This window comes from Paenibacillus sp. 1-8, from assembly GCF_056316205.1.
On the sequence record NZ_CM149995.1, the window covers coordinates 1562932 to 1582059 of the forward strand.

12 protein-coding genes, 1 tRNA gene and 1 pseudogene are annotated in these 19128 nt (G+C 47.8%); all 14 read left to right on the forward strand.

Annotated features, from left to right (window positions below):
* The first annotated feature begins 1 nt into the window (after position 1).
* The 14 genes and pseudogenes from ilvN (at position 2) to AC0WRU_RS07255 (ending at position 18996) form a co-directional block, all read left to right on the forward strand.
* Complete coding sequence (gene ilvN / locus AC0WRU_RS07190; protein ID WP_016820552.1) at positions 2–487, forward strand: acetolactate synthase small subunit; 486 nt, start codon at positions 2–4, stop codon at positions 485–487.
* 163 nt (positions 488–650) lie between these two features.
* Positions 651–1643 (forward strand): ketol-acid reductoisomerase, encoded by a 993-nt coding sequence (gene ilvC, locus AC0WRU_RS07195; RefSeq protein WP_025682961.1) that lies wholly within the window; start codon positions 651–653, stop codon positions 1641–1643.
* Between the two features lie 124 nt (positions 1644–1767).
* Positions 1768–3309, forward strand: coding sequence for a 2-isopropylmalate synthase (locus AC0WRU_RS07200; protein WP_476127801.1), 1542 nt, complete (start codon positions 1768–1770; stop codon positions 3307–3309).
* A 203-nt stretch (positions 3310–3512) separates the two neighbouring features.
* Positions 3513–4589: a 3-isopropylmalate dehydrogenase gene (gene leuB, locus AC0WRU_RS07205; protein WP_476127802.1), complete on the forward strand. Its 1077-nt coding sequence runs from the start codon at positions 3513–3515 to the stop codon at positions 4587–4589.
* A 301-nt stretch (positions 4590–4890) separates the two neighbouring features.
* Positions 4891–5430: a peroxiredoxin gene (locus AC0WRU_RS07210; protein ID WP_476127803.1), complete on the forward strand. Its 540-nt coding sequence runs from the start codon at positions 4891–4893 to the stop codon at positions 5428–5430.
* A gap of 265 nt (positions 5431–5695) precedes the next feature.
* Entirely contained in the window at positions 5696–6112 is a 417-nt protein-coding gene (locus AC0WRU_RS07215; RefSeq protein ID WP_025682958.1) for a hypothetical protein, read from the forward strand.
* A 341-nt stretch (positions 6113–6453) separates the two neighbouring features.
* Positions 6454–7557: an ATP-binding protein gene (locus AC0WRU_RS07220; protein ID WP_476127804.1), complete on the forward strand. Its 1104-nt coding sequence runs from the start codon at positions 6454–6456 to the stop codon at positions 7555–7557.
* Positions 7558–7900: 343 nt separating this feature from the next.
* Positions 7901–10042, forward strand: a complete 2142-nt coding sequence (locus AC0WRU_RS07225; RefSeq protein WP_476127805.1) for a putative bifunctional diguanylate cyclase/phosphodiesterase — start codon at positions 7901–7903, stop codon at positions 10040–10042.
* A gap of 107 nt (positions 10043–10149) precedes the next feature.
* Positions 10150–10220 (forward strand) — tRNA-Gly (locus tag AC0WRU_RS07230).
* Between the two features lie 102 nt (positions 10221–10322).
* Positions 10323–10556 (forward strand): annotated as a pseudogene (locus AC0WRU_RS07235) (pectate lyase family protein); the annotation flags it as partial.
* A gap of 381 nt (positions 10557–10937) precedes the next feature.
* The gene (abc-f, locus tag AC0WRU_RS07240) at positions 10938–12776 is read left to right on the forward strand and encodes a ribosomal protection-like ABC-F family protein (RefSeq protein WP_476127806.1); all 1839 of its coding nucleotides are present in this window, start codon (positions 10938–10940) and stop codon (positions 12774–12776) included.
* Positions 12777–13255: 479 nt separating this feature from the next.
* Entirely contained in the window at positions 13256–14287 is a 1032-nt protein-coding gene (pheS, locus tag AC0WRU_RS07245; RefSeq protein ID WP_273041806.1) for a phenylalanine--tRNA ligase subunit alpha, read from the forward strand.
* A 28-nt stretch (positions 14288–14315) separates the two neighbouring features.
* Positions 14316–16763, forward strand: a complete 2448-nt coding sequence (gene pheT / locus AC0WRU_RS07250; RefSeq protein WP_476127807.1) for a phenylalanine--tRNA ligase subunit beta — start codon at positions 14316–14318, stop codon at positions 16761–16763.
* Between the two features lie 208 nt (positions 16764–16971).
* The gene (locus AC0WRU_RS07255; protein ID WP_476127808.1) at positions 16972–18996 is read left to right on the forward strand and encodes a cell division protein ZapA; all 2025 of its coding nucleotides are present in this window, start codon (positions 16972–16974) and stop codon (positions 18994–18996) included.
* The last annotated feature ends 132 nt before the right edge of the window (positions 18997–19128 follow it).

Genomic DNA, 19128 nt, shown 5'->3' on the forward strand with positions numbered 1-19128 from the left:
AATGACGACTAAAAATACCATTGCTGTACTGGTAAATGATCATCCTGGCGTTTTGCAGCGTGTGTCCGGCCTGTTCGGTCGCCGTGGCTTTAACATTGAGAGCATAACCGTGGGTCAATCGGAAGAAGCCGGATTATCCCGTATGGTCATTGTGACTGTAGGAGATGAGAACAACCTGGAGCAGATTGAAAAGCAGCTTTACAAGCTGGTTGATGTGATCAAGGTCATCGATCTCAGTTCCAAGCCGATGGTTGCTCGGGAATTGGCGATGATAAAGGTAAAGGCAGAACCGCCTCAGCGGCCAGAGATTATGGGCGTGGTAGAAACGTTCAGAGCAGCTGTAATTGATGTTGGAACGACGAGCTTGATCGTTCAGGTCATTGGCGATACAGAAAAAATAGATGCCATGATTGAGTTATTGAAGCCTTACGGTATTCGTGAGCTGACCCGAACCGGGGTTACAGCCATGATACGTGGCAATGCTTAATACGGAACTTTAACGAATTACCGCTTATAGCGCATTACATCAATAAAGAACCGCCCGCATAAGAGCGGGGGCTCGAAGAGATTTTCAAGTTTTGGTAACGAGACAGAGTCTCTTGGAGTACCCGCTCATTATGAAGGGTCCAATTAAAAGGAGGAAATTAACCATGGCAGTTACAACGTACTACGAAAAAGATGCAGAGCTCAGCGTATTGAAAGGAAAAACGGTTGCCGTTATCGGTTACGGTAGCCAAGGACATGCTCAAGCACAAAACTTGCGTGACAGTGGTCTGAATGTTGTTATCGGTTTGCGTGAAGGTAAATCAGCAGATGTTGCAAGAAACGACGGTTTTGAAGTTCTGAACGTGGCTGATGCAACAAGCCGTGCAGATGTGGTTCAAATTTTGTTGCCAGATGAAACACAAGCTTCTGTGTACAAAAATGAAATTGAACCTAACCTGAAAAAAGGCGCAGCTCTTTTATTCTCCCATGGTTTCAACGTTCATTTTGGACAAATCGTAGCTCCTAAAGATAGCGATGTATTGCTGGTTGCTCCAAAATCCCCAGGACATATGGTACGTCGTACCTATGTAGAAGGCTTTGGCGTACCGGGTCTGATCGCAATCGAGCAGGATGCAACAGGTCAAGCGAAAGAAATCGGTCTTGCTTATGCCAAGGGTATTGGCTGTACACGTGCAGGCGTGATCGAAACCTCCTTCCGTGAAGAAACGGAAACGGATCTGTTCGGTGAGCAAGCGGTATTGTGTGGCGGCGTGAGCGCACTCGTTAAAGCAGGTTTTGAAACGTTGACTGAAGCAGGATATGCTCCTGAAATGGCTTACTTCGAATGCTTGCATGAGCTTAAGCTGATCGTTGACCTGATGTATGAAGGCGGATTGGCATCAATGCGCGATTCCATCAGTAACACAGCGGAATATGGCGACTATGTAACTGGACCACGTATCGTAACAGAAGATACGAAGAAAGCAATGAAAGACGTATTGACTGACATTCAACAAGGTAAATTTGCTCGTGACTTTATCCTTGAAAATCAATCCGGACGTGCATTCCTGACGGCTACTCGTCGTAATGAAGCTAACCATCCGATTGAAGTGGTGGGCGGACAATTGCGTGAAATGATGCACTGGATCAAAAAATAAGATCTTTTTGTACAACAAGTTCGACAACATGATTCATTTATAAGGTAATCTTACAATGCGGCCCTGCTTATTGCGTGAGCCGCATTGTAATTTAATGCTTCTATCCTGAGGGAGGTGCGTTGCGTTGCGCAAAATATATATATTTGACACAACGTTGAGAGACGGAGAACAGTCACCTGGTGTGAACTTGAATACCCGTGAGAAAGTAGAGATCGCCTACCAGTTGGAGAAACTGGGAATTGACCGCATGGAAGCTGGCTTCCCGGCTGCCTCTCCGGGTGACTTGGCTGCTGTCAATGCAGTTGCCAAGGCTGTCAAAAATTCAACGGTTATTGGTCTTTCACGTGCGAGGGAACAGGATATTGATGCGGTCCGCGAGGCACTTAAGGGAGCTCAGGACCCATGTATCCATATCTTTTTGGCAACCTCTCCGATTCACCGTCAGCATAAGCTGCGGATGGAGAAGGCACAGGTATTGGAGACTGCCCGTTCAGCCATTCGTTACGGGTTAAAATATTTGCCTAAGGTAGAGTTTTCCCTGGAGGATGCAGGTCGTACAGAGCTTGATTTTGTAGTGGAAATGGTCACCATGGCTGTACAGGAAGGCGCGTCTGTCGTCAATATTCCGGATACCGTGGGTTACTTGACACCTTATGAATACGGCAATATTTTCAAGCATATTAAGGAAAATGTGGCTGGTGTGGAAAAGATTCAATTGAGCGCACATTGCCATAACGACCTGGGAATGGCTACGGCGAATACACTGGCTGCGATCCTGAACGGGGCGGATCAGATTGAAGGAACTATTAACGGTATCGGTGAACGCGCCGGAAATACCGCTATTGAGGAAATCGCAATGGCGCTGGAGACGAGACAGGAATTTTTCCAGGCCAAAACGTCTCTGCAACTGTCCGAGATTGCACGTACGAGCCGGTTGGTCAGCCGTCTGACGGGTATGGTCGTGCCGGGCAATAAGGCGATTGTTGGAGCGAATGCTTTTGCGCATGAATCGGGTATTCACCAGGATGGCATGTTGAAGGAAAAAACGACCTACGAAATCATGACGCCGGAAAGTATTGGTCTGAAGGAAAGCAAGTTGGTGCTGGGCAAGCACTCCGGTCGCCATGCCTTCCGCGAACGTTTGATCGAGCTGGGCTACGAATTGAGCGAAGAGGAGCTAAACCGCTCTTTCGGACAGTTCAAGGATTTAGCTGATAGGAAGAAAGAAGTATCGGATGATGATATTCTGGCGTTGCTGGAAGAAAAACTGGCCGATTCACCGGAAGTCTTCAAGCTGGAAACGCTTTTCGTAACTTATGGCAACGAGGCTACACCTTCCGCCAAGGTACGTCTGGTTACCGACGAAGGTCAGGTTATAGAGACAGAAGCTGAAGGGAACGGTTCGGTCGATGCGATTTACAATGCGATTGACCAAGCCAGTAGCGAGGCAGTCGTTCTTTCGGATTACTCGATCAAGTCTGTTACCCAAGGTAAGGATGCTCTGGGTGAAGTGCATGTCGTGTTGACCCAAAACGATCTGTCTATACAGGGACGTGGGGTAAGCACTGACATTCTGGAAGCAAGTGCCCGCGCTTATGTGGATGCATTAAATGGCTTGATCGACAAGCGTAAAACCTATAGCAATCGTGTAGATTACAAGTCCTAAGGATTGCAAATCAAGCAATTTGGAGTTTACAGGATCGGGTATTTCCGGTCCTGTTTTGTTATGTCTTACTACAGATTTTCAGCTTATAGGCTAAGCCTATTAATTGATAGATTCTATATCTTGGTCAAAGCCCTGCCATGTATGTTACAAAGAAGGTATGAATAATACGCCCGTAAGGCTGTAAAACAAGAGGAGTGTACGTAATGGCAGACGTGAAAAAGATTGCGGTAATAGCTGGGGACGGAATTGGACCGGAAGTGGTCGCTGAGGCAGAGAAAATTTTGAAGCGTACGGAGGAAGTGTTTGGTCATTCATTTGAAACGGAGCATGCACTGTTCGGCGGAATTGCTATTGATGAGAAGGGTACACCATTGCCGCAAGAAACGCTGGCTGTCTGCCAATCTGCAGATGCCGTACTGTTGGGAGCTGTAGGTGGTCCCAAGTGGGATAACAATCCGAAGGAGCTTCGCCCTGAAACAGGACTGCTGGGTATACGCAAAGAGCTGGGCCTGTTCTCGAATCTTCGTCCGGCTGTCGTCTTTGATTGTCTCAAGGACGCATCGACACTGAAACCTGAAGTACTGGAAGGAACGGATCTGATCGTTGTACGCGAGCTGACAGGTGGCATCTACTTCGGTGAGAAGTTCAGACGTGAAAGCCCGCAGGGTGAGGAAGCTGTCGATACATGCGCATATAATGTAACGGAAGTGGAGCGCATTGTTCGCCAATCTTTCGAAATTGCACAGAAGCGTCGCAAAAAGCTTGCATCAGTCGACAAGGCAAATGTGCTGGAAACTTCCCGTTTGTGGCGCGAAGTGGTTAACCGGGTCGCCGTGGACTATCCGGATGTTGAACTGGAGCATGTACTGGTTGATAACTGCGCAATGCAATTACTGCGTCGCCCGTCCAGCTTTGACGTCATCGTGACGGAAAATATGTTCGGCGATATCCTTAGTGACGAAGCGGCTATGCTGACTGGTTCCATCGGTATGCTGTCCTCTGCTTCTCTCGGAGAAGGCAGCTTCGGTCTGTACGAGCCGGTCCACGGCTCAGCACCGGACATTGCGGGCCAAGGGCTTGCTAATCCGATTGCTACGATCCTGTCCGTTGCTTTAATGTTCCGTATGACTTTCGGATATGAGAAAGCTGCTGACGCCATTGAGAAGGCGGTAGCAGAGGTACTGGATGCCGGACATCGCACAGCCGATATCGCGGTGGATAAATCCAGGGCCATCTCGACAACTCAAATGGGTGATTTGATCGCAGCGGCTATTCGATAAAAGCTTAGCGGCTTCCTTGAAATAAGGTAGCTGATTATACAGCAAGTGCATGATACAGCAGCTCCTGAGCAATCAGGGGCTGCTGTTATATCCGGAAGTGTACAACCTGATGAATGTGTATAAATTGTGAATTTTCAAAAGCTAGTTTAAAATAATTCTAAAAAAGTAATGGTTACAATATTGACTTTGATTTCTGCGAATGATAACATTTATCAAGTAGGTTGTTTTAATACAATACAGATGATTGAGGAAAACACATTTGATGTTTTTCTTACATATTTTAAAAGGAGGATTTCATATTATGGCAGAAAGATTGGTAGGAAGACCCGCACCTGATTTTGCATTGGAAACAGTGACTGGAGACGGTCAAGAATTTGGTTCGGTGAAGCTTTCCGATTACCGTGGCAAATGGCTCGTATTCTTCTTCTATCCACTGGATTTCACTTTTGTGTGCCCAACAGAAATCACAGCGTTGAGTGATGCTGCTGACCAATTTAAAGAGCTGGATACTGAAATTCTGGGTATCAGTGTAGACTCCGTACACAGCCACAAAGCATGGATCAACACAGCTAAAGAAAACAACGGATTGGGCAAACTGAACTTCCCGTTGGCTTCTGATATTACGAAAAAAACAGCAAGCGATTATGGCGTTCTGATCGAAGAAGAAGGAGTTGCATTGCGTGGCTTGTTCATCATTGATCCTGAAGGCGAATTGAAATATCAAGTGGTTAACCACAACGATGTAGGTCGTAGTGTAGAAGAAACATTGCGTGTACTACAAGCTTTGCAATCCGGCGGCTTGTGTGCAATGAACTGGAAACCAGGCGACAATAACCTGTAATATAAGCTTTAGAAGAAGTTGAACATTAAATTTGCAAGCCCCCAACAAGCGGTTTTTTACCGACATTGGGGGCTTGCTTGCCTATGTTATGCAGGAAAAGAGTTTATGATTATGTGTGTTTGAAGTGAACAGTGCAGGGAGAAATAAGAAATAATTGTGGAAATGTTACTGTGTTTTGGAGGAATTTCAACTGGTGAAAGCGAATAAGGTAACATAGAGGATAAACAAGGCAGAATAGGTTTTGTTCAGAGGAGGCTGAGCCCGGATGAGTTATTGCTGTGGAGCAAGCATGGTAGGAACCAAGGGAACGCTGAAGCATTACCGCACCCAAGTTCATAATGTTCCTTTGCTGTTTTGCCCGGTATGTCGTCGCATTGAGGTCCATTATAAAGTCGAGAATGAGTATGAAATTTTGGCTGAGTATGCACATGGAGACGGGGCAAGCGAGATTGATTTTCAGGACTACGTCATGGAAGATGATGATACGATATTTGAGAATTGTGTGAATCGGGAGAGTGAAGATGCGTTTGAAATTGTGAAGCGCCAAATTGACATGTCTCTGGATTTATTGATGGTAGCAAAACAGATGAACGATGAAAAATGGCAGGGAGAGCTCAAGAGAAGACTGGCTGTTATGAGCCAGAGACGCTCTCGGTTTCAGCATAATAAGAGCGGCAGTTGACATCCTACACACCAAAGAAGCTCTCACACCTAGAGAGCTTTTTTGGTGTGTAGGGCGCTTATTTCTAACTTATTATTTCGTTTTTGGTAATGTTGCGCAGATATTATGACGAAAGAAAACAGGATAAAAATGTGAATTCGACACTTTTTCCGATTGACTGGAATCCTAAGTTTTGTCTATCATAAAAATAGACTCTCAATTGGAAAGAGATGACCGGGATTTTGTGAATCTGTTTTCTAACCGTTGAAGGGTAGTCGATAGATGATGTCTTTCTCTTCTTCAATAATGTTAAGCGTCCGATACGGCCAGTTTATCATTCCGAAACAAGGGGGAAGCCTGGCATGATCAGTGAATTCCAAGAAGCCTTGCTTGATACCGTGGGAGCTTGCCCTTCCACACAGATCGCCAATAACAAGTATGAAAATGTGCTGGAGAACCTGGATAGTGGTATCATGCTGTTTGACAGTGACGGGGTACTGACCTTTATTAACGTGCAAATGGCCAAACTGCTGGAACTGCCGCGTAGCTCGCTGGCAGGTCGCGACTTGATGCAAATTTTGCATCATCCCGAGTTAAGTCGATTTAAGAAGAAGAAAATTTTGCGGATATATAAAGAGACCATCTTTCATAGAAAGCGCTATCATGAGTTGATTGATGAGTATGGCCGGCATTGGTTGATTACAGTGACCTACGGGGATCAGATGGATGGCGATTTTTTGTTCAGCGTCAAGGATGTGTCGGATTATAAGCAAATTGAGCAGACGGCGTATCAAAATGACAAGCTCGCGATGCTAGGACGCATTTCCGCCTCGATTGCTCATGAAATCCGTAACCCGCTTACCGCTATCCGGGGCTTTATTCAATTACTGCGGCCGCATCTAGTGGAGCTGGGAAGAGATGAGTATGCTCGTATAATTTTGACAGAGATAGATCGCGCGAACGACATTATTTATGAGTTTCTGAATTCGTCCAAGCCTTCAGCTCCTCAAAAAACGGCTGTACCTGTGATGGGGCTGCTGAAGGAGGTTGTGATGCTGACCGAAAGTGAGGCGCTGATGAAGGGTTGCCAGATCGCACTGGATGAAAATAGTACGCTCATGAAGGTTTCCATTGATGTAAAGCAGATTAAGCAGGTCATTCTCAATATGATCAAAAATGCAATGGATGCCATTGAAGGTATCGGAGAGGACCGTGAGGGATGCATTGATATCCATACGGTGCTGGAAGGCTCGTATGTCCATATTTGCATTGAAGATAACGGTTTGGGAATGGATCACAATACATTGTCACGTTTATTTGATCCATTTTTTACAACGAAAGAAAGCGGTACCGGCTTGGGACTGGCAGTGAGCTATCGGATCATCAAAAATCACGGAGGCTTTATTCATGTAGACAGTACACATGGGAAGGGGACACAGTTTAAAATCACGCTTCCTGTAGTTTAATGTTTTGGACCTTTCACAAAGGGGTGTAGTAGCTACTGATTCTTTTGTGTTGTACAACACTGGGGCATAGGTATCACTCATTTGAAAAAGACTGGATAGAGCGCATGATCTGAAAAGATGATGCGCTTTTTTGGTGCTGAAAGCTTATTTATTTGCGTAAATACGAAAATTAAATAGTGAATATAAGACTAAAAAATGATTCACCTTTCACAGATTAAATGTTATTATGTACCAGAACCCATATTTATTTTTGATATACTATAGACTTAAAAAACGGCTTCCAAAGCTGTCAAACGTCTTAGATGATCGGAATTTCCGATATGCAGGGGGCTGAAGAGGCTGAATGAGTACACGGCTGGAAGTAAAGAAAACGATAGGCATTGGCATTGCTGCCCTAGTTCTGTTTGTCTTGGTTCAGTTATTTCATGTAACTTTGAATAAGCTATACTCCCATGATCTTTTTTTCTTGCTATACCCCATTGCAGGATTCGCCTGTGCGGCGATCTGTTTCTCTATTTTTTATCAATCCTGGTCGGTTTTGCTGGAGCAGTTATCCTGCCAGAGACTTCTCATCGCGCCCACATTTCTGGTGGCTGGTCTGCTTTACCTTGTTCATATCGTCTCGTTTAGTTTTGTTAGCCTGACGGACTTTGTTTTGTCTCCGGGCATTTCGCTGTGGCTTCTTTATGTGAATCGTGTCTTTACCTCTATTATGCTTATAGTCATTTGCTCCCTCCCCTTTAGAAAAGCTGAATCGGGATACAAGAAAACCGCTTTATGGATAGGGATATGTTTTACTTTGCTGATCCTCGGGACCATTCAGATATACGAGTCGCACTTACCGGATCTGCGTATAAGTCACGAGATGGACAATCCGGGGTGGATCTTGAACTGGGTTATCCTGTTTCTGCTTGTATCCAATTTTATTTTAGGTGCACGAAAATATTCCCGACATCTCCCAACGGAATTTGGTATGTTGCTTATGCTTCGCGGGATTGGGCTGTGTACCGTGAGCCAGTTGTTTTATTTGTCCTCCCGGCAAATGAGTGATATAAATCACCTTATGGGACTTTTGATGAATGCTATTGCATTCTATGATCTGCTGAGCGGATTGGTTCGGCTAATGGTCTTTGTTCCATACCAGGAAAAGAAGGCGGCAGAATCTGAATTTAATTACATAGCCTATTATGACGATATAACAGGGCTGCCGAATCGTCGGCGTCTTTCACAACGTCTGGAGCAATCCCTGCGCAATTCATTAAAACCCGATGAAACGGTAACTCTTTTAATACTGAATATTGACCGATTCAAAACCATTAACGATTCGCTGGGGCATATGGCAGGGAATTATTTGCTGTATGCGGTAGGCGAACGTTTGGAGCATTTTTGCCGTGAAGGCGAGGATGTTTTCAGCATGGGCGGAGATGAGTTTGCGTTTCTTCTCACAGGCTACAAGGATATAGATGCCATGAAAAATCGTATTGATGATATGGTAAAGCTGTTTGAGCAACCTTTTGATATTAATGGAGAACATTATCATGTGATGGTGAGTATGGGGATAGCTTTGTACCCACTGGATGCCACTCAGGGTGAGCAGCTCATTCAGCATGCGGATACCGCTGTTCATAATGCCAAGGAGCAGGGAGTGAATTTTCAGCGGTATACCAGTGGCATGCAGATGCGTGCGCAGGAAAGGCTCCAATTGGAAAATGATTTGCGGCGCGCGCTCGAAAATGAGGAATTTTCACTGGTGTATCAACCGCGTGTTCATTTGCAAAGCGGTGAACTGACGAGCTTGGAGGCACTGGTGCGTTGGAATCATCCTCATCGCGGAATGGTGATGCCGGGAGATTTTATTCCGGTGGCCGAAGAAAGCGGTCTGATCGTGCCTTTGGGGGAATGGGTGCTGCGGGAAGCATGCCTGCAAAACAAGCGCTGGCAGAAGACAGGGTACCAGCCGATCCCGATATCAGTGAATTTATCCATGCGCCAATTTCAGCAAAAAAAACTGGTGGATGTAATTCGGGGCATTTTGACCTACACGGAACTGGAACCGTGCTATCTGGAGCTGGAGATTACAGAGAGTATGACTTTTGATAAAGATCGAGCCTTTGAGCAACTGAAAAAAATAAAAGCCATTGGTGTCGCAATCAGTATCGACGATTTTGGAACAGGCTATAGCTCGTTGCATTATTTGAAAAATCTTCCGATTGACCGTCTTAAAATTGACCGTTCCTTTGTCAATGAGGTGCTGGTAGACAGCAAAAATGCGGCTATTGTGTCGACCATTGCCTCCATGGCCCACCATTTGAAGCTGAAGGTTACGGCTGAAGGAGTGGAAAATGAGGGTCAGCTCCAATTTTTACAGGCTCAGGATTGCCATGAGGGGCAAGGCTATTATTTCAGTCGGCCTATTCCGGCGGAATCCTTTGAAAACTTGTTTTTGCGCAAACCTATGAATTGGCTGGTTCAGGATGGTATGTAGTTTGCTTGCAATTTACAGGCAGGTAAGTTATACTAGATAACATCCTGATTCTGCTAGTTGGCAACAGTTTAATGATGTCAAACATAAGAATTGAGATATTCTAAAATGCGGGTGTAGTTCAATGGTAGAACTTCAGCCTTCCAAGCTGATAGCGTGGGTTCGATTCCCATCACCCGCTTTGCGGTAAAAATGCTCGAAACCCTTGCGGCGCAGGGGTTTTTATTTTTGCCCATAGCTCGACGTACGGCAGACTCCTTTTTCAAAGGGGGCAGAATATGATTCCAATGGTTCAGATCTGGACAAGCTTTTGTATGTAGGGCAATCGGCTGATTAGGTAACCATCAGTAATTCCAAATTTGCTAATCATAAGTACGGTCTCATTCTGGGTTATCCTGATGATAGCAATAAGAGTTACGATGGCTTACCTCATATCACCATCGCGAATAATTATTTTGAAAACTTGCTAGTTCGCGGTCCCGAGCTTATGAGATATGGGTATTTCCATGTTAAAAATAAATAATTTTGATGCACAATGGATTTGCAAATACGTTCTGATCTGCTATACTGGCTGCAAGCAAGTATTCCGTGAAAAGGAAGGTAACGATACGTCCGATGAAGTAAGCACACTGATTTTCCCCATAAACTGCACAGTTACTGGCAGGCGGCTGTATGCTGCAACGGGAGAAGTGTGTCTGAAATGAGGTTTGGGACGTATACGTTTGCTCCGTAACGGGATTATGCTTTTTTCCGTTTACGGTTCTCTTTCTCATAAACGTATGTTCTGAAACGATTCATAGCAGTCATTCTATATTCCTTGTATGCAAGCCGCAGCCTTCTGCGGCTTTTTTTATTGCTTTCGGTGGTGAAAACCGGACAGGGAAAGGATGATTACCATATGAAAACCATTTTGCGTATCCGCAATGTGATAAAGGATTGGAACGGAACGTCTTTGTTTGAGAATGTATCGATGGATGTGACGGAGGGGGAACGACTCGCCCTGTTCGGAAGAAATGGAGCAGGCAAAACGACGCTATTGCGGATACTGTTAGGCGACGAGGCGCCGACTTCAGGTAAGGTAGAGCATGAATTACCGCTGGAGGAGCGGGGCTGGCTGAAGCAGCAGGACACCATTCAATCCGCCCGAACTGCTCTTGAGGCGGCACAGCAGGCCAGTCCTGAGCATTGGCGAGTCAGGATGACGCTGAAGCAACTGGAGGCCGAAATTGCCCATAAGGGAGAGGAAGCAGAGCGTCATCTGGAGCAATATGGCGAGCTGATGGATGAGTACGAGCGGCTGCAAGGTTTTGCGTGGGAGTCCGAAGTGGAAAAAGCGCTGACCCGGATGGGCATGCCTGCTGAGACGTGGCCTATTGCCTATGGTGACCTGAGCGGAGGGCAGAAGACGAGAGTACGGTTGGCCGGGCTGATGGTCAGACAGCCGAAGCTGCTGGTGCTGGATGAACCGACCAACCATCTGGATGCCGAAAGTTTGCTCTGGTTGGAGCAGTGGCTGTCCACATATCATGGGACGCTGTTGTTTGTATCGCATGACAGAGCCTTTTTGGATCGGGTAGCTACAGGCATATGTGAGCTGACGTCAACGGGCATTCGGCGCTATAAGGGTGGCTATACGGAATATAAGGCGCATAAGGAACGGGAACTGCGGGAGCAGGAAGCCAATTATCGGAAGCAGGAACTGGCACGGCAGGCGTTGGAGGAGACGATCCGAAATTACCAGGAATGGTTCCATCAGGCGCACCGGGCAGCTTCCAATGTGGAAATGGCCGTTACGCAAAGCTTTTATAAGGCCAAGGCTAATAAAAATATTTCCCGTTATCATGCGAAGGAGAAGGAGCTGGAACGACTGGAGGCCAACCGGGTTGAGCAGCCGCGTGAAGTAGCATCTTTGCATATGAAATTAAGTGACAGCGGGTTTCAGGCCAAATATCTGCTGCGCGCCGAGCATGTCTATTTTAGCTACGACGACCATACCATTGTGCAGGATCTCAACCTGAACATTGCACGTGGCGATCGCCTGGCTGTTCGGGGTCCGAATGGGATTGGCAAAACAACGCTGCTACGGCTGTTGACGGGTCAGCTGGAGCCGTATAAGGGTAAGATCACAGCGAATCCACAGCTGAAAATCGGTTATTTTTCACAGGAACTGGAGCAGCTTCCAGAGGATCAGACATTGCTGGATAGTTTGCTTGCGCTCCCCACCATGACGCAGACAGAAGCGAGAACGGTGCTGGGATGCTTTCTTTTTGCCAGAGAAGATGTGTTCAAGAGGATCGGGAAGCTTAGTATGGGGGAGAAATGCAGGGTGGCCTTTCTACGCTTGTATTTTAGCGGAGCCAGCCTGCTGGTGCTGGATGAGCCGACCAATTATTTTGACATTGAAACCCGTGAGATTGTAGAGGAGTCCTTGCGCAGTTACGGCGGGGCGCTGGTGCTTGTCTCGCATGACCGGGAGCTGGTGCGCCGGACGGCAACCCGTTTGCTTGATATGCAGCCTGGAGGCGTTTATGAAATCTACGAAGGGACCGCCGACGAAAAGCAGGAAGATCAGCAGAACCGTCAACAGGAACCAGAGGATCAGGAGCAGCGCGAGGAGCGTCTGCGATTGCAGTTGCGTCTTACGGAGCTGATGGGTACGGTCGGGCTGGACGATGAAAATGAGGAACTGTTGTCAGAAATCAGGCGTATTCGTGCCAAACTGGATCAGTCGGATTAAACGGCTGCGTCAGAATGGGTAAAACCGTATGCCCGGCTTGCCAAAGCGCTAGGGTTTGCATATAATAATGAGCAATAGTTCGAAATTTGAAAATGTCTTGATGGAGAAGAGTAGGCAGTGTCTGATTGAACAGGGAGGAAGCGCCGTAGGATTGAGAGCGTTTCTGCAAAACAAGGCTGTTGAAGTTCGCTCCGGAGCAGTTCCTTGAACCTCGTATGCGCCATCTGTAGATGGCAAGCGGGCAAGTAGGGGATACCGATTCACGACCGTTACAACGTGCAGAGCGAGATGATCATGCAAAGCATGTATAAACCTGTACTGTCGAATGGCAGAAATTGTCGAAAGACAAAGCGCGGGATGAGCTGAGCAGGATTGTCTAACGAGGGTGGTACCACGGTCTTTTCGTCCCTTTACCGGGAGAAAAGACCTTTTTTTGTTGTCTGAAAAGCTGGATATGAAGAAAGGGGACTGAACAGGCGATGAGCGAAACCATCCAAATGAAGGAACATTTGCTGGCCTTGAAGGAAGAAGCACTGGAAGTATTGGAGAAGGTGGCAACGCCCAAAGAGCTGGCCGATCTGCGGGTTAAATATTCGGGTAAAAAGGGTGCGCTGACTGAAATTTTGCGCGGTATGGGCAAGCTGAGCGCGGAAGAGCGTCCAGTTGTCGGACAGGTAGCTAATGAAGTTCGCGAGGCGATTGAAGAAGTCGTCAACCGTAAGCAGGATGAGTTCACGAAAGCGGAGACGAATGAGCGTCTGCAAGCGGAAAAGATCGACGTTACGCTGCCTGGACGCACATTGCCGCAAGGTGGACTGCACCCGCTTAATAAAGTAATTGAGCAGATTGAGGACATTTTTACTGGTATGGGTTACCGGGTTGCGGAGGGTCCACAGGCAGAGACAGATTATTATAACTTTGAAGCGTTGAACCTCCCTAAGAATCACCCGGCGCGGGATATGCAGGATTCGTTTTATCTGACCGAGGATCTGTTGATGCGTACCCATACGTCACCCGTTCAGATTCGCGCAATGGAGGCGATGAAGGGCGAGACGCCGATTAAGGTCATTTGTCCGGGTACGGTTTTCCGACGTGATGATGACGATGCTACGCATTCTTTCCAATTCCACCAAATTGAAGGGCTTGTGATTGGAAAAGACATTCGCATGAGTGATCTGAAAGGAACCTTGCTGCAATTCGCACGCGAAATGTTCGGGGAATCGACCGAAATCCGTCTGCGTCCAAGCTTCTTTCCGTTCACAGAGCCGAGTGCCGAGGTGGACGTGACTTTTGTAAAGAAAAATGGCGAGCGCGTATGGATCGAAATTTTGGGCTGTGGCATGGTGCATCCGAAAGTACTGGAAATGGGCGGTTTTGATCCCGAGGTATATAGCGGTTTTGCATTCGGTATGGGTGTAGAGCGGATTGCCATTTTGAAATACGGAATTGACGATATTCGTCATTTTTATAACAGCGACCTGTCATTCTTGAAGCAGTTTGCGCGTCAATAAACAACTATATCGAGGGAAGTGAACCCATATGAAAGTATCATTCGATTGGCTATCCGAGTATGTATCGCTGGATCAGGTGAGCGCGGAGGATCTGGCTGAGAAAATCACCCGTTCGGGCATTGAAATTGATGAAGTCGAACATCGCAACAAAGGGATTACAGGCGTCGTGGTCGGCTATGTCAAAAGCAAGGAAAAACACCCTGATGCGGATAAGCTGAATGTGTGTATCGTCGATGCGGGACAAGAGGAAGATTTGCAAATCGTGTGTGGCGCCAAAAATGTGGATGCAGGGCAAAAGGTTCCTGTTGCCATCGTGGGTTCGAAGCTGCCGGGAGATTTTCAGATTAAAAAGGCCAAGCTGCGTGGTGTTGTATCCATGGGTATGATCTGTTCGGCGAAGGAACTGGGCATGAATGACAAACTACTGCCGAAAGAGCTGCAAGAAGGTATTCTCGTACTGCCTGAGGATGCTGAAATTGGTACGCCGATTACGAAGCTGTTGGCGCTGGATGATCAGGTGCTGGATTTTGATCTGACACCAAACCGTTCGGATTGCTTGAGTATGCATGGTGCGGCTTATGAAGTGAGCGCGATTCTGGGGCGTGACATTTCGCTGGCTGAACCGGCTAAGGATTTGGTGGAAATCAGCGATGCGGCGGCAGATCATCTGTCGGTAAAGGTGGATACACCTGAACTGTGCACGCATTATGCGGCTCGATATATCACGGGTGTAAAAGTGGGGGCTTCTCCGCTGTGGATTCAAAACCGCCTGATGGCGGCGGGTGTTCGTCCAATCAATAACATCGTGGATATTACGAACTATGTCATGCTGGAATACGGTCAGCCGTTGCATGCTTTTGATGCGGATAAGCTGGAAAATGGCAACATAGAAGTACGTCTCGCTCGTGCAGGCGAAACATTGGTTACGCTGGACGATCAGGAGCGCAAGCTGGAGCCACATATGCTGCTGATTACAGACGGCGTGAAGCCGATTGCGCTGGCAGGGGTGATGGGCGGAGCCAATTCTGAAGTTACGGATGCGACAGTCAGCATTGCGCTGGAATCCGCAAAGTTTGACGGCGGTACGGTTCGCAAAACGTCCCGTCAGCTTGGACTTCGTTCCGAAGCAAGCCTGCGTTTTGAAAAAGAGGTTGATCCGGGTGTTGTTGTACCTGCGGTGAACCGTGCGGCAGCGCTGATTCAGCGTTATGCAGGAGGCACTGTGCATCAAGGAATCGTGGAATCTGCTTCTGCGAAGGCCGAGAAACGCATTATTAAGCTGTCGTTAGATAAAATAAACCGATATTTGGGGACGGAACTGTCGCTGCTTGAGGTGAAAACGATTTTCGGCAGACTTCATTTCGGATGTGGCGACGCAGAGCAAGGGGTACTGGAAGTTGAAGTACCTACACGCCGTGGAGATATTACCATAGATGTGGATTTGATTGAAGAGGTGGCCCGTCTGTATGGTTACGACAACATTCCGACGACACCGATTGAAGGACCGACGACGCCGGGTGCTTTGACAGCATCGCAATCACTGCGCCGTTCGCTGCGTAAATTGCTGGCCCATGGCGGTTGGCAAGAGACGATTAGTTACTCGTTTGTGCATCCGGAAAGTGCAGGTTTGTTTAATGCGCTGACAGAGGGAAGCCATCCTGTACGTTTGGCGATGCCTATGAGCGAAGACCGCAGTGTGCTGCGTACGAGCATTATTCCGCAAATGCTAGATACAGCAGTGTATAACATGAACCGGAAGCAGGAAAATCTGGCGATTTTCGAAATAGGAACTGTATTTTATACCGCGGAACAATCGCTGACCCGTCAGCCTCAGGAAATTCAAGTGCTCAGTCTGCTGCTGACTGGCGTACGCCGTGAAAAACAATGGAATATCGGTGCTGAGAAGGTCGATTTCTTTGATATTAAAGGCGCGCTGGAAACGGTATTTGACTATTTTGGATTGGGTGCAAGCATCCGTTATGTGGCTGACCAGCCGCAAAGCTATCATCCGGGCCGTTCCGCTTCGGTATGGCTGGATGTAAATGGGACCTCCCAACGAATTGGCACCATCGGGCAGATCCATCCGGAGCTGCAACAGTCTTATGGGCTGAATGATACGTATATAGCGGAAATTGCGTTGCAACAGGTGATCGAACACGCCAACAGTCACATTCAGTTCAGAGAGCTGGCTCGCTTCCCGTCCGTGGAACGCGACATTGCCCTCGTGGTGGATAAGGACGTAGAAGCAGGCGAACTGCTGCGTGTGATTCATGCGGCGGGCGGAGAGCTATTACAGGATGCACGGGTGTTTGATGTATTTACAGGTAGCAAGCTTGGCGAAGACAAGAAGAGTGTAGCTATCTCCCTGACCTACCGTCATTGGGAGCATACGCTGACGGATGAAGAGATTAATGCGGCGCATATTCCTGTCGTGACGTCTCTGGAACAAACTTTTGGAGCGGAATTGAGAAAGTAGCAGGAAATGCGGGGAGCCGTATCGAATCTTAGTGACAGAGGTTCGATACGGCTTTTTGGCCTATCATCATTGAAGCTCTCTACTCTGATATTCACCCGCTGCGGGGAAACCGGACTAATGGGGTTGAACGCTTCACGAAGGGCGGGTTACCATAGTACCGGACACAACTTAGAATCAACATACAGTAGTATTGAAGGAGGGCATAATTGTGACTACACCAGATCGTACTCGCGTCACTGTAGAGATCTACGGTACTTCTTATAAACTCGTCGGCAGTAATACCGATTATATGAAGCAGGTTGCCAATTACGTGGATGAACGCATGCATAGCATTTCTCAGGCTCATTCGCGTCTTGATATGCCCCGAATTGCCGTGCTGGCTGCGGTTCATATGGCAGAAGAAGCTGTACAAATTCAGGAAATTCAGAGTCATATGAACCGGTTGGCCGGGGAGCGGGCGGAGCTTCGGGGCGAATTGGCTCAACTTCAGACGGCTCTTGGAGAACAGCAGCAAAAAAATACGGATATGCAGCAGTCTTTTGCCCAATTGAAGGAAGAGAAGGAAACGGTTCTGAAAAAATGGAGGGAGACCGAATCCGCATCAGCCAGGGAAATTGCCGAATTAAAGGCGAAGCTGGAACAGCAGGAGAAAAAAGCGGCAGAACTCGAAAATGGACAAAAGCAGGCTGAACGTCAATTGGAGGAGTCCCGTCAGGAAGCTTCCCGTAAGCTGAAAGAGCAGCAGGAGGCGGCAAATGCCCGTATCCGCCAGATGGAGGAGCAAACCAAGAAGGAGCTGGCCGAAGCGGTCAAGCAGGCGGAAGCCAAGCTGTCGGCTGCGGAGAAGGCTCATCAGGAGCGTCAGCGTACAGAACTGGACAAGCTGCGTTCTGCTTTGCAGCAGGAGCATAGCCGGAAGGTCACCGAATGGCAGGGCAAGTGGTCCGGGCTAAACGAGCAGCTGGAGCAGGAGCGTAAACAGGCGGAACTGGCGTTGAATGAAGAAAAGCTCCAGCATCAGGAAGCGGAGAAACGGGCCGAGGAAGCTGCACTGGAGCAGGAAATTCGGATCGAGGAGCTTCAAGAGCAATTGGAGCAGGTACAAGCAGGCAGTACAGAGCTGTCTTCCCGTCTGGGAGAGGCGCAAGAGCAGGTTGCAGCTTTGAAGAAACAGCATTCCGAGCTGGAGTCTACGCTGGAGGCACAGCGACTGGCTGCAACAGAGCGAGAGCAGGCGGATACACTTGCGCGTGAAGAGCTGCAAAGCCGTTACGATGAATTGGCGGCAAAAGCCAAGGCAACGCAGCAGCAGGCGGCCAAGCTGGAGGAAGAACAGCGCCGGATGCAGAAGTTGCTGGAACAGGCGCATGTGTCCTCCCGCAAACTGCAAAGTGAGTTGGCTACACTGGCGGAAAGTGAGAAGTCTTGGCAGAAGCTTGCAGAGGAACGCCAGCTCGCAGTAGATGAGCTGGAGCTTTCGATACTGGAAGTACGTGAACAGAAGGAGGCTGTACAGGAGCAATTACAGTATGCCATGGCTGAGGTTGAAGCTGTAAACCATAAACTTGCTGCGCAGCAGCAACGTTTGTTGCAGTTGGAAGCGAGAATCAAGGAGCTTTCACCTGAGTTGATGCGGGTTCAGGACGAGCTGGAGAAGGTAATCCTGCGTGAGCAAGAGGGAATAAAGGCTTACAAAACACTTCAGGAGCAGTATGGAAGCATGAAGAGCCGGGCAGAGCAACTGGGACAGAATATCAAGCAGCTCCAGCGTGAAGATAGCGAACGGCGGAAGGAACTGGAGCGCGCTGAAGAAGAATCACTGGAATGGCAGCTTAAATATGAGCAGTTGAAGGCCGAAGCGGAACGTTTGGAAGCCGAAGATGCTGCCCGCAAGAAAGAATTTGCTTCGTGGGAACGGGAAATAGCCGTAACAGTTGAACAAAAGGAACAGCTTCAAGAGGAAATTCGTCTGGCCGTTGAAGCTGCCGAGGCGGCGAAGGCTGAACGGCAATCTGTAGATCAGGAACGGATGGCTTTACAGTCCGAGCTGGAGGAAGTCGGTCAGAAGTATGAGCTGGCGGCTCATCAGCTTCGTCTTTTACAGGTTCAGCAGGATGTGGATCGGGAAAATACGGAGAAGATATCGACGGAATTACGTCAATTGCAAGAAGAGTATACCAAGCTTCAATCCGAGTACAATGAGTGGATTGAATTAATCGAACAGGATCAGTAGATACGGATTATACATGCAATGCAATCCCCGGCTGCTTATCGCCGGGGATTATTTGTATGCTGTATTCTGTTCGGTTCTGTAGATGACAAAAGGCTGTCCATCGGCAGAAGAAATCTGCTGTGGAACAACCTT